The sequence below is a fragment of the Bacillus sp. MUM 116 genome (assembly GCF_001866655.1).
Taxonomy (GTDB): domain Bacteria; phylum Bacillota; class Bacilli; order Bacillales; family Cytobacillaceae; genus Neobacillus.
This window is the reverse complement of the sequence record NZ_MLYR01000002.1, coordinates 1-12962: the sequence shown is the minus strand read 5'-3', so window position 1 is coordinate 12962 and position 12962 is coordinate 1. Positions and strand designations below refer to the sequence as shown.

The 12962-nt window shown below is 34.2% G+C and carries 11 protein-coding genes and 1 pseudogene; 8 read left to right on the top strand and 4 right to left on the bottom strand.

From position 1 onward, the window contains the following. Positions 1 to 15: 15 nt before the first annotated feature. The 5 genes and pseudogenes from BIV60_RS00290 (at position 16) to BIV60_RS28000 (ending at position 5010) form a co-directional block, all read left to right on the top strand. Positions 16 to 297, top strand: a complete 282-nt coding sequence (locus tag BIV60_RS00290; RefSeq protein WP_071353753.1) for a hypothetical protein — start codon at positions 16 to 18, stop codon at positions 295 to 297. A 467-nt stretch (positions 298 to 764) separates the two neighbouring features. Beyond that, positions 765 to 2276: a spore germination protein gene (locus tag BIV60_RS00285; protein WP_071353752.1), complete on the top strand. Its 1512-nt coding sequence runs from the start codon at positions 765 to 767 to the stop codon at positions 2274 to 2276. Next, complete coding sequence (locus BIV60_RS00280; protein ID WP_071353751.1) at positions 2269 to 3378, top strand: Ger(x)C family spore germination protein; 1110 nt, start codon at positions 2269 to 2271, stop codon at positions 3376 to 3378. The genes BIV60_RS00285 and BIV60_RS00280 overlap by 8 nt, the downstream gene beginning before the upstream one ends. Positions 3379 to 3397: 19 nt before the next feature. Beyond that, positions 3398 to 4507, top strand: coding sequence for a GerAB/ArcD/ProY family transporter (locus BIV60_RS00275; protein ID WP_071353750.1), 1110 nt, complete (start codon positions 3398 to 3400; stop codon positions 4505 to 4507). Positions 4508 to 4608: 101 nt separating this feature from the next. Further along, positions 4609 to 5010, top strand: a pseudogene (locus BIV60_RS28000) (DUF3291 domain-containing protein). A gap of 272 nt (positions 5011 to 5282) precedes the next feature. On the opposite strand, the gene BIV60_RS00270 reads toward BIV60_RS28000, so the two are convergent. Next, positions 5283 to 5567 (bottom strand): transition state genes transcriptional regulator AbrB, encoded by a 285-nt coding sequence (locus BIV60_RS00270; protein ID WP_071353749.1) that lies wholly within the window; start codon positions 5565 to 5567, stop codon positions 5283 to 5285. Positions 5568 to 5942: 375 nt separating this feature from the next. Here BIV60_RS00270 and BIV60_RS00265 point away from each other — a divergent pair, with 375 nt between their 5' ends. Beyond that, on the top strand, positions 5943 to 6152 hold the full coding sequence (locus BIV60_RS00265) for a hypothetical protein (RefSeq protein WP_071353748.1): 210 nt from the start codon (positions 5943 to 5945) through the stop codon (positions 6150 to 6152). A gap of 359 nt (positions 6153 to 6511) precedes the next feature. Here BIV60_RS00265 and BIV60_RS00260 read toward each other — a convergent pair whose 3' ends face one another. The 3 genes from BIV60_RS00260 to BIV60_RS00250 form a co-directional block, all read right to left on the bottom strand. Further along, a complete protein-coding gene (locus BIV60_RS00260; protein WP_071353747.1) occupies positions 6512 to 7345 on the bottom strand; it encodes a carbohydrate ABC transporter permease in 834 nt (277 codons plus the stop codon). After that, positions 7345 to 8289 (bottom strand): carbohydrate ABC transporter permease, encoded by a 945-nt coding sequence (locus tag BIV60_RS00255; RefSeq protein ID WP_083402041.1) that lies wholly within the window; start codon positions 8287 to 8289, stop codon positions 7345 to 7347. Before BIV60_RS00255 ends, BIV60_RS00260 begins: the two co-directional genes overlap by 1 nt. Before the next feature lie 74 nt (positions 8290 to 8363). Continuing rightward, on the bottom strand, positions 8364 to 9692 hold the full coding sequence (locus BIV60_RS00250) for an ABC transporter substrate-binding protein (RefSeq protein WP_071353746.1): 1329 nt from the start codon (positions 9690 to 9692) through the stop codon (positions 8364 to 8366). A gap of 1029 nt (positions 9693 to 10721) precedes the next feature. Here BIV60_RS00250 and BIV60_RS30785 point away from each other — a divergent pair. Beyond that, positions 10722 to 10991, top strand: coding sequence for an aspartyl-phosphate phosphatase Spo0E family protein (locus tag BIV60_RS30785; protein ID WP_071353745.1), 270 nt, complete (start codon positions 10722 to 10724; stop codon positions 10989 to 10991). Between the two features lie 740 nt (positions 10992 to 11731). Beyond that, positions 11732 to 12103 (top strand): bacterial transcriptional activator domain-containing protein, encoded by a 372-nt coding sequence (locus tag BIV60_RS00240; RefSeq protein ID WP_083402030.1) that lies wholly within the window; start codon positions 11732 to 11734, stop codon positions 12101 to 12103. Positions 12104 to 12962 lie beyond the last annotated feature (859 nt).

Genomic DNA, 12962 nt, shown 5'->3' with positions numbered 1-12962 from the left:
GAGTGTGCTAATTAAATGCTAGACTTTTTATTCTCTCTACTAGGAGAATTTCTTGAAGCCATTTTTGTTAGCGATGGCAGCCTTGTTACAAAAAAGATTGATAAGAATATTGATATATTGCGAACACAAGGTTGGTTTAAAGTAATATACGAAGATGAGAAATACCACAGATTATTTTTTACCAATAGACACATTAGGCGTTACTTACAGAGCAACAATCGTACTAAAAAGATTATTCGAAGTAATAAAGCTAGAGAAAAGTTTCTAATGATTTTAGATAAACAATTAAAACGTTGAGTTAGGAAAAGAGCTGTCATTTTGACGGCTTTTCTTGTTCCACTAACGTGGCAGATTAGTTCAACAAGAAAAAACAAATTTTGTATTTATTCGTAAATAAGTCTGTTGACAAAAAAATTTGTAAGTATTACTATAATCTTGAATTCAAGATTATTTAATTAGAGGTATTTTTTATGGGTATTACTGAATTTTCTGTTTCAGAGGTACTTTATCAAAAAGGGAAACAAAACATGTTAGAGTATTTTATTAAAATTAAAAAGGAATACTTTTTTAGTATATAAATTGAAAAGAACGAAAAAATTAAGGAGGAGGTATAATTGCTATCGAAGTATGAATACATAAAAACGAAATTGAACAATGTCAAAGAAGGGTTATTCTTTTATACTCCTTAAATTTTTTATCATTGTTCTTCTTATAGTGAGAACATAAATTTAATTGCAAAAATACAAATCCATTTGGTGATTCAAATGTCATTCAAGTTTATAGATCGATTTTTAAATAATCCAAAGTCTGAGAACGAAACAATTTCAATAAAAACTATTTTTCAACAAGCTGCTAAATCGAGTGATTTCCATCAATTTACATTATCGGAAGAACAGGATATTACAATTAGTTACTATAAAAGTATGGTAGATCCCCAAAAATTAAATACCCTTCTTCTGCCGGCAATACAAGAACATATAAAGGAAATTAGTAAAATTTATGATATTAAAAAGTTTATTCCTTTTGAGGACATCCAAGTTACAAGTAACCCCTTTGATATTGAAAAAAGGCTGATAAAAGGAAATGTTATTCTTCAATTCAAAGATTTCAATGAAGATTTTTTGACGATAAATATTGAAAATACGAATCTTGGTTATCGAGAGAATAATGATACCGAAAATGAATTTAGTGTTATTGGTCCAAAAGTTGGTTTTGTAGAAAATATTAGTACTAATCTTCATTTATTAAGAAAGCAAATGGCCGTTACAGAATTAGTTTTTGAGGAAATAAAAATTGGTTCAATGTCTAAAACGGAAGTAGTCATTGCCTATTTGGATGGAATTACTAATCCGGAATATATTCAAACTGTTCGACAGCGACTGAAGAATATTAATTTTGATGTTATTTTCGATAATTCACAAATTGATCAAATGATTTCAGATAATTCAAATACCCCCTTTCCTATTTTTTTATCTACTGAACGGATTGACAGGGTTTTATATGCAATGATATCAGGACAAGTTGCGATCTTATCGAATGGGTCACCTTACATTGTTACAGGACCAACAACGATATTAGATTTTTTCATTTCTCCAGAAGATTATTATCTTAACTGGGTACTCGGGTCGTTTTTTCGAATCATTCGTATTATTAGTGTTATTTTCTCGTTGTTTGCTACACCTATATATGTAGCAATTTTAACCTTTCATTATGAAGTTGTACCTGATGATTTATTGCAGCCCCTTATTAGCTCAAGAGCTCATGTTCCATTTCCTCCGGTATGGGAAGCTATTTTTTTGGAAATTACCATTGAATTGTTGAGAGAGGCGGGGGCACGCTTGCCGACAAAAATTGGGCAAACACTGGGTATTGTAGGTGGTATTGTTATTGGTCAGGCATCTGTCCAAGCTGCTTTAACAAGTAATGTTTTACTTATTATTGTTGCATCATCTGCACTTGCTTCTTTCACAACTCCTATCTTTAAAATGTCAAATGCAATTCGTCTCATCCGGTTTCCATTAATTTTACTTGCAGCATTTTTGGGTGGCTTTGGAATTATAATAGGATTTGTTCTTCTGTTAGGACATTTATTAAAACTTAAATCCTTGGGAAATCCATATATGGTACCTCTATTTCCTTTTAGAATAAAGAACTTTCGCGACAGTTTTATTCGATCATCATATCAGTTTACAACGACACGAAGCAGATTTTTAAGACCTCTTTCACTTAAAAGATATACACCAAATCAAGATAAGGATGATATTAATAATGAATAGTCAAAAGCGAAAAAATATAAGGTATTTTTGTGCTCTTTTGCCTCTCATTTTGATTATTCCTGGCTGTTCTTTTCCACGGCAAAAAATTATAGATGATGTGCAACTTCCTAAAGTATTAGGTTTTGACAAAGTTGATAACCAGTATGTTGGAACTGTGCTTTATTCTGATTATACGGGAGATGAAAAAAAAGGTGGGAGCACTATTTTACAGGGGGAAGGAAGGAAATCCCATTTAATAAAACAATCTATAAATGCACAATCTCCTAAACCGCTAGAAATTGGAAAGTTGAACCTTTTAATCTTTGGTAAAGAATTAGCTGAAAATGGGGTGTCTTATTTTGTTAAGACTGTTTGCAGGGATCCTTTGATTGGAAGCAATATGTTAGTGGCTGTTTCAGAAGAACCAGCAGGAGATATTTTAATGAAAAATAAAAATCGAAACAGCGACTATCCTTATCAATTGATTGAACAAAATTATCGAACTCAAAACGTACCAATTCCAACTATGCAAAGTTTTTTATTTGATTTCTATGGAGACGGAAGAGACCCCTCCTTACCTTATTTAAAGATTAATCAAAAGGGGAACATTGAGGTAAACGGGCTAGCAGTATTAAAAAAAGACAGACTAAGACCTATCTTAAATCAAAAAGAAAGCTTCTTATATAAAATTTTAAGAGGAAGAGTGATTAGAGGGCAAACAGAATTTAACATACATAAGGGGCAGGCGAGGGACTCAGTAATTTTAGCAATTTTAAATGGAAACAACAAAAAATCAATTATGAACAAAGGTTCGAAATCAAAGGTAACATTCAATATAACACTAAACGGAATGGTAAAGGATTTTCCAGATTGGCTAGATTTAAGGAAAAAACAAAATAACATATTATTAAAAAAGCAATTGGAAAAACAAATGAAAAAGGATTTTGAAAAGCTATTCGTAAAATTTCAAAAGCATCAAGTCGATCCTTTAGGTATAGGTGATTTAGCAAGAGCGTATTCAAAAAAATGGAACGAAAAGGAGTTTTATGAAAAAGTGTACCCAACTATCGCATTGGATATAAATTTAAAAATAGAACTATCTCAGGCAGGGATTGGCGAGTAAAAAGAAAAGGTGATTGACCATGAGTAAACAATTAAATAAAAGTTTGACTGTATCTCCTTTTTTTTTATTTTTTCTGATTCACAGTACCCAAACCGGTGTAGGCTTGTTGAATTTTCAAAGTAAAATAATAAAGGGAGCAGGACAGGATGCATGGGTTTCAATTGTATTGGTTGGAATCAGTATACATCTAATTATTTGGCTACTGTATTTCTTATTAAAGAAATCAAATAATGGTGATATTATGTCTTTACATCAACAATTATTTGGGAGATGGCTAGGAAACGTATTAAATATTTTCTTTTATGGATATATGTTTTTAATTGTTTCAACTATAATTAGGTCCTATTTATCAGTTCTGGTTACTTGGGTTTTTCCTTATACCCCTATTTGGTTTTTATCACTTACCATGATTTTTGTGATTTCATATTTAGTTGTTGAAGGTTTTAGGGTTATTACCGGTATTTGTTTTTGGGGGATGCTAATCCCTTCGCTTCTTCTGCTTACGGTATATTTTCCATTCCAATATGCTTACTGGACGAATTTATTACCCGTTTTTAATCACAGCTTAAGTGACTATTTTGTATCAGCAAAAGAAAGTATCCTTATGTATTCAGGACCAGAATTTTTACTTTTATATTTTCCTTTTATTAAAAATAATCAAATTTCCCAAAAATGGGCCCACATTTCACAAGCGTATACAACCATTTTATATTTATTTATTACAATCATTTCATTTGTTTATTTTAGTCATGGGCAGCTTGAACATGTTACTTGGCCAACCCTCATGATGTCAAAAATTATCCGCTTTCCATTTATCGAAAGATTTGAATATATCTTTATTTTTATATGGCTCTTAGTGATCCTACCCCCTTGTTGTATGGCATTGTGGGGGGCGATTCGAGTTTTGAAAGAATCGTTTAAATTTAAATCGAGAAAGTCATTTTGGATATCAATTATTATCGTTCATTTCATGATTATTAACGTCAAAAGTAAAATGGAAGTTGAGGAAATAGGGACTTTCATTACATTTGTCACATCCAGCTTTCTATATATTTATATACCAATTTTGTTTTTGTTTTTTCTCATCTTACAAGCCTTAAAAAAAGCCAAGAGTTTGAGGATAAATTAGTTTCAATTTATTAAAATGAATAAAAGCAGAATGGAATTAACGAAAAGTTTTCTAGGCTATACCACCCCTATGATCTCCCTGCCTCTCGTGAATTTTTCCAAGTGGGAAATGAAGTATATCGTCAGGCAACTAAATCAGGACTTGTAGAGGCATTTTCACCTGAAAGAGTCCTTTTCTCTGAAGAAACCGTAAAGAGAAATGGTTCTTCTATTCTTACACTAACAGTATGGAGATGCCTTCAATCCATATATCGCTTTACCTATTCAGGACAGCATATGTAAGCAATATGAGATAGAAGCAGATGGATCAAGCCATATCCAGAGAAACACCATTCTTATGTAGTTTGGTGGACAGAAAAGGTGAAGGATGTCTCATGGAAGGAGGCATTCAAGAGATACAACTATTATATTCAGCACGGTCTCACTCCTTTTGGATTTGATTTTAAGCTGCAATTGATGAAAAAGGGGAGACGTTCTTGTTTAAATAGGGGGACCCTTTATTAATTGGTAAATTAGCCATTTAAACTAATGATGACGTTAAGGAATAATACACCTTCCTGTGACATTTTTATCACTATTTTTTATTTATTCTGGAGGAAATTGTGAAGTATTACACTTAAACTATCGGGTGCTTATGTTGAAGAATAGGGGGCTACTTCGGCAGCCCTTTTTTGTTCAACTAAAGTGGCAGGTTAGCTGAGGAACGGCCATATATGTCCTATAAAACAAAAAGCTCTCGAATCAAAGATTCTAGAGCCTTTTTATTTTAATCTATATTATTTTGCTAATTCAAAGCTTGCCATAATTTCTTTCAAAAGGTGCTCTGCGCCTTCACGACTAAGAATTAATTTTCCACCGGCAAGCTGATAATTATCGTCAGAAACTTCACCGGTAATAGCACAAGACATATTTGGTTTATATTTTTTTAAGATAATTTTGTCTTCATCAACATAAATTTCGAGCGCATCTTTTTCAGCGATATCAAGTGTACGTCTTAATTCGATTGGAATAACCACGCGTCCTAATTCATCAACTTTACGAACAATACCAGTAGATTTCATTTCTTTAAGCCTCTCTCTGTTTATGGTCTATTTCTATGGAATTCACTATTATTCGACAAATTTCTTTCGAATTCACAATACCCTACGTCAATTATTATAAATTTAAAATTACATTAGAATTTGATGAAAAAATATATTTATTCATGAGTCAGTAAGGGAATGTGAAGGTTTGCACTTAAACTAAAAGGGCAGGATAGTTGAAGAAGTTTTTCGGGGAATGTGGAGAGTGGCTGAATAGTCTCTCTTTTTGTATGTAAAGAATAATTTATAAGTTTTTTTAAAATATTTTTAAAAGATTGTACAGGTGTATAAGCAGTCTTATTTATCTTGAATAACATTTTAATAGAAGGGAGTGAAATAATAATATGAGAACATATGAACAATACATGCGTAATCGTCAGAATCGAATTGATCCTGAAGAATGTGTTCGAAATTGCGTTTCCCAATTTCGTCAATGTGCTGCTATTTGTGAACGTGACAAGGATATTGTATGCCTTCGAAAATGTTCTAGTGAACAATCTATCTGTATTGCAAGATGTAGACCTGGTCAGGGATTTAAAAACAAACCCTGCAGGTGCTGAATAGGAAGTGTCCCAAGAAAAAGACCCCAATGTTAAGGGGCTTTTTCTAAAATATAGAAGGGATTTTCCCTTTTCGGTTCAAAGGATGTTATTAAGCTATCGGGTGCGATTGTTGAACAAGAAGTAAGAGGGTGATACATATTATAAACATGACTAATATGTATCACCCCCTATTTTTTTATGGCTTTTTACAATTTAAGTCTTGAAGTCTTTCTGTCATTCTGTACGTGTCGCTTTGGCACTAAATGGCACGATAACCACGGCCTGTATGGTTGACATCTAAATTCCGTAGACTCCTGTTCCATTTAGGGCAGGCCCCGTATATCTACTTTCATATTATTTCCTCCAAAGAAATTGATAGATTTACCCTTTCACCGCACCTTGCGTCAGACCATTTACGAGGTACTTTTGACAGAAAGCAAACAAGATCATGGTAGGAATAACCGATAGTACCGTTCCAGCTGACATTGCTCCCCATTCAATATCATATTTTTTTATAAAAGAATTCATCGCCACCGGAATGGTTTTGACCGATTCCTCATCAATAAACATGACCGCCATAATAAGCTCGTTCCAGCACTGAACAAACGCAAATATAAAGGTGGCCATAATTCCTGGCAGCAATACAGGAACAATGACCTTAAATAAAGCGCTTATTCTTGAGCATCCATCAATCATTGCAGCTTCTTCCAATGTGGCAGGAATTCTCTGGAAAAACCCAACCATAATAATTGTGCAGAAAGGAATCAACATAACCGTATAGATCAGCATTAAGGAAAACAAATGATTAATAAGCTGCATATTTGACATCATCATATATAACGGAGCCATACCAATGAAAATAGGGACCATTTGAGTCATGAGGAAGCCGCCAATCACCTGTCCTTTCCCTTTGAATTTGAATCTTGCAAGGACATATCCCCCAAGCAAAGAAATTATCAATACAATAAAGGAAGCAACGATGGAAACCAAAAAGCTGTTAAAAATATATGTTTGAAAATGAGAGATTTTAAATATTTGAATATAATTATCCAGTGTGAAATCTTTTGGCCAGTATTGAATCGGCTGAGAAAAAATGTCCTTCTGTGTTTTAAAGGAAGTAATAATGATCCAATACAAAGGAAAAATGGTGATGGCCAAAAAAATGCTTAAAAAACCTACTTTCAGAGTACGAAGCCAAACTCCAGCATTAGTCATTAAAAATCACCTTTCTTTTCAAATTTTGAAGCTTTTATGAAAAACACCATGAAAGAAAGAAGGATGACAACGATGATAAGACCTACTGCAGAGGCTTGTCCATAGTTCTGTTCAAACATAACCTTATCAATCAGGTATGTAGAGAGAATATGCGTTGCACCAGCCGGACCCCCATTTGTCATGGAATAGATAATATCCGGGAAGTTGAGAATCCAAATTACTCTCAAGAGAACGGTAATAAAGAGGGTAGGTAAAATATAAGGCAAGGTAATATAGAAAAGCTGATGAAGCTTGTTTGCCCCATCTATTTCAGCCGCTTCATACAACTCGTCAGGTATTGATTGAAGCGCTGCCAAAATCATGATGGCAAAGAACGCTACTCCATACCAAATATTCGCGATAATAACAGAAGCCATCGCCCACTTGGCTTCCGCCAAAAACGCAATAGGTGCATCAATCAACCCTGTTTTGTGAAGAAGATCATTAATGACTCCAAATTGCCCGTTAAACATCCATCGCCATATTAGCCCAATCAAGAATCCCGACATCGCCCATGGAAAGAAGACAAGACCCTGATATATTCCTCTTCCTTTGAAGTGTTTCCTCATGCATAGGGCAAGCGCAAAGCCAAGGAGCAATTGAAAAAATAATGAGATAAAAACCCAATACACACTGTTCTTAACAATGGTGGCAAAGTTAGGACTTGAAATAACAGCTTTAAAATTATCCAATCCAATAAAATGAATATTCATTAGGTCGAAGAGGGTGTAATTCTGAAAAGCCATAATTGATCCCCTAATGATGGGATAATATACAAATACCGTTACTAGAACAATCGCAGGCGCTAGACAAAGAAGAATAAAAATCCCTTCTTTTGAGAAACGAAAGGGGGCTTTCCCAAGCTGAGCTCCTGGATTGCTCGTATGTAAAATCTGCTTCTCCATTTTCAACTGATTTCCTCCTTAATATAGTAACAGGGAGAAATGGATAGCTTTCGCTATCCATTTCCATTGCCAAACTACTTTTTGTTTTCCGCTTTTTCTTTAGTCCAATATTCGTCCCATTTTTTCAAGAGATCTTTAGCCGATGTATTTCCGGATAAGAAGGCCTGAAGATCTTGGTCAGCGGCTGACTGCCACGCACCCCATCCCTTGAAATCGATTGGTCTTGTCACATCAGGGAATATATCCGGTTGTGCGTTCATATCTCCGTAAGGTTTAAAATAACCGGTTTTATAAAATTCATCATCATAAGCACTCTTATGAACCGGAATTACAGAACTCCTTTTTGTATAATCATTGCTCTGTTCCGGATCACTTAGAAACTCAATAAGCTTCCATGCTTCTTCTTTATGCTTAGAGTATGCGGTCATCCCCCAGCCAGGCCCGCTGATTACTTGCGGGGCTTCACCAGATGGTCCAATCGGCAGAGGTGCCGTTGCCCATGTTCCATCTTTTAGTTTTTCCTTCGCGGCATCGATGACTTCCGCATCCTGGATCAACATCGCGGTGCTTCCTGAAACAAATCCTTGCACCATTTCTGGGTAGCCCCAGCTGATCGAATCTGGTGGAGAAACTTCCTTATAAACCTTTTTATAAAAATTTAACGCTTCCAACGATTCAGGTGAGGAGAATAGAGTCTTACTATTCCCTAAGTAAAATGCATTATCTGGATTAACCTCTTTACCATTGTAAGCCCACATCGTAATTAGAGCGTAATCCCATCCGGTCGGGCCTCCACGAAAACTATATCCATAGCGATTCTTAGCCGGATCTGTTAATTTCTTTGCTGCTTCATAGAATTCTTCCCATGTTTTAGGTACCTCTAGTCCTGCTTCTTTAAACCAATCGGTACGGTAAAATAAGACACGCTGATACAAACCGTTAGGTATGTAGTATGGAGTATTATTCACCCAATTGGCACGCTTTTTGGCAATATCGTTCAAGGAATCGTAGTTTTTCCATTTCTCCGTGTAAGGCTTCAAATCTTCGATGAAACCATTCATGGCAAATTGTTTGGCATTGAATTCGCGGACTTCTACAACATCCAACGCCTCTTTAGCCATTAGCATTTGGGTAATTTTTTGGTCCGCACCATTAAAAGGTGGTGAGATCAATTCTACTTTGATATTCGGATTCGCAGCTTCAAACTTGTCTATTAATTCGTTGAGCAATGCCGTTCTTGCCGGGCTTGAAAGGCTCTCGATCATTTTTAAGGTAACCTTTCCATCCGAATCTTTCCCATTACCATTCGACTCTGTACTTGATGCCTTGCTGCAACCTACAACAATAGCAAGTAATAGGCAAATGGAGAAAAATAATGCAAAATACTTTTTCCTACTTCTCATCTAAATCCCCCCTAAAAGCACAATATAGTTGTTACCATGTCCCACCTGATTGCATGAGATGTTATAACCTACTTAAAATTGATATTTTCTAATCACCTCATTCTATTGAACTAATTTAATCAGGATATCATTGATGTCTGAATACCCATAAAGATTAGACAACAATGACAGCCCTTTCATAAATCATTTCAATAATATTAAATACAATTTTATAAATCAACAAATTATTCTAAATATTCATAATAATGTAAAGATAGTATAAAAATAGGTAAAGATAATATAAAAATAGCTAAAATTATTTAAAAATTTTCGATTACTCACATTCTATTGGCTTTAAATTTTTGCCTTTTTGTTAATTATGAAGTAGGTTTCTTTGAGGTTAAAAATTGCGCTTTCCTTAAATGTACTTACGAAACTTCCTCCTAATAGGTGATATTTTAAACAAGAGGAGGATCCTGTATCTAAATAGGTAAGGGATAATGAGGGAAGCTACTACTATGAAAATTCGTTTGCTTGGAACAAATAAAGAGGTCCAGTTCTATAGCACTTTATGGGACTTAGTGATACTAGAAAATACATACTGTATAGAACTTCAAAACTGCTTGGGGCCTGCGTGCCAGGTCTAGTGGGTTCGATTCCCACGGAGTCCCGCCAACCTTGATATATAAGGCTTTCTGAGGGTTTTTTTTGAGATTAAAATGGAAGATAGCGAACTCAAATAAAAAAATTTCACTTTTGGTCACAAAGATTAATTTAAAAATAAATAATACTTACTATTAAGTTGCTCAAATTGGTTAGCAGCTTCTTTTTGCATATACGGTAATAGAGAGTGGCTGAAAATGTCACCCTTTTTTTATCCAAATTATACTCACATTTGTCTGTTTTTGTCTGAATTTCCCGAATCAATATATCTTAAGTCATCTATATATCTTAGGTCGAAAAATGTTAAAATGTAAATCGTATACAAGATGCCTCATAAGATTTGCAGATATGCACAGTAATAATAATTTTTAGAGGTGTGAGTCCATAATGAAACAAGTAGATTTGGAAGTTGCAATAAGCAGGAAAAGAGAAGAAATGATTAAGTTAGGAATGGATAAAGGATTGTCATGTCATGAAACAATCAAATGTAGCCAAGAACTTGATAAGCTACTTAACGATTATAATTATGTATTAATTGAAACAAAACAAACCGATTCTTTGGATGTATACCATGAATTTTTAATATTTCTACAAAAATCTATTTTTAAATCTTTACGTATAAGTTACGGTTCTATTTTTTCCTATCCTCCAGTATGAAAATTAATGTTTCATTTTAATATGGAGTGGCTAAATCGTCACTCTTTTTTTCATAATTTTTCCAATAAATATTCCCTAAATAAGTTATGATTTGGGTGTAACTAATTTGGGAGGTGCTTTAATTTTTACAAATTGCAATTTGTAAATGCAGACAACACCTAAGAATTGCTAAGAGAAGTTGATTATGAAAATACTGACATTATTGACAGTTTGATTGAACAACTTGAAGAAAGAAACAATACTGATTTATTTTTAATGGATAGTGATATGCGAATTTTTCAATGAGATTATATTAAGATGGATATAAGGCTCGTTATTTTCTAATTCCGCTTCTATAGTCATGTAATTAAACAAGGACCGGAGGGAGGATTTATAACGATTTACTGTCTTAGGATTAATTTGTTTTTGTTTCATCGTCTGATATTTTAAATTTTTTCCTCGCTATATATTTAAAGTAACTCCTTGCTTGAACTAATGTGATTGAAGATAGTACATCTGGGGGAATATACTTAATTCGATTACACTTCACAATTCCTTCCGTTATAAGCCAATTAAAGAAGTCACGAAAATCTCTTACATAATTATTTAAGGTGATGGAAGAGGGATATCTTGTTTAGCATCCACATATTCCACCACATAATGGGGCTTTTCTTTAAGTAAGGTTTTCAAATTGATAAAAAGCTGTTGCTTGTCGGGACTGTAACCCATTCTTCAATTGGACAGACATGTAGTTTTTTATCATGTTCTTGTTATTTATTCAGTCGGGGGAGCATTATACGTTTTGTTCGCAAGAAATCATGCTCGATGTTGATCATTTTCTCAAAGTACTTTCTGATAGTACCAACGTGTCACAATCGGATCGTATCAAGAGTCTACTTAAAGCAGAGTCGCTATACCGAGGAGATTTTTTTGAAGAGTATTCCTATGAAAGCTATCTTGAAACGGAACGAGAACAGCTACGTCATACCTTTCTGAATATTTTGATAGAACTTGCAAGGTATTATTGGGATTGCAAGGATTACATCAATGGAATGAAATACTATGAGAAGAGCCTTGAAAAGGACCCCTATCAGGATCATGTGTATGTGGAATATATAGATCGACTATTGTAAGCTAATCATGAATCTATGGACAAGAAAGTGTCCATACGCAGACATAAATATATCGAACAAGAACTGGGTATTTTTGCACATCCCCTCGAGAAAGTGGAATAAGGGTCAGTCTAAAAGCTATAACAATATTGGTTCGTAAAGAGGGAGATATTTCTCTCCCTCGGTACTCGATTAGTTTGGATTACTGTTTGGAATTACTTTTAATAGCGCCACTTCTTCAATAATTGCATCCATTTTAATACTCTATGTGTGACGAAACAAAAAAAGCATTGACAACTTTTAAACGTCAATGCCCAAACCCTTTAAGTATACGAGAGGTGTAAAACCTTCATATCAGTATTATTAGCAATTGGCAGGTATAAAATTCATTCCATGTATGTCAAAACTAATGCTAATATGGTATAGTTTTTTCCAAGAAATAAATTAAATGACACAAGCAATAGTATAATTGGCTGTTTCTGTTTTGTTTTCCATCGCATTAATTTACTTTTAAAACCACTTTCTGCGGCTTCAACAGCAAACATTGTTACTTATGACCAATTGTTCCATTACCTGCCTTGACGCATGCCTTGAAAACCTCGGGGGTGCATATTTTAATAAATAGAGTAACGCTTGTCCAAATACTTGAATAATATATAGTAGACGCCGAGGTAGCACCTTGCGTCACATTGGATTGACTTATATAGTCAGTCTATTTTTTGTTCCTTTTTAGCGCCATAACTTAAGACTTTACGGTATTATATAAAACTAAATGTAATCAAAAAAGATACCTTCACTCTAACTTCAAAACTGTTTGAGAGGCTCGTGTAGTCTCTGCTAGGTTCGATTCCTTGGCAGTCCCGCCATAGTATCCTATACA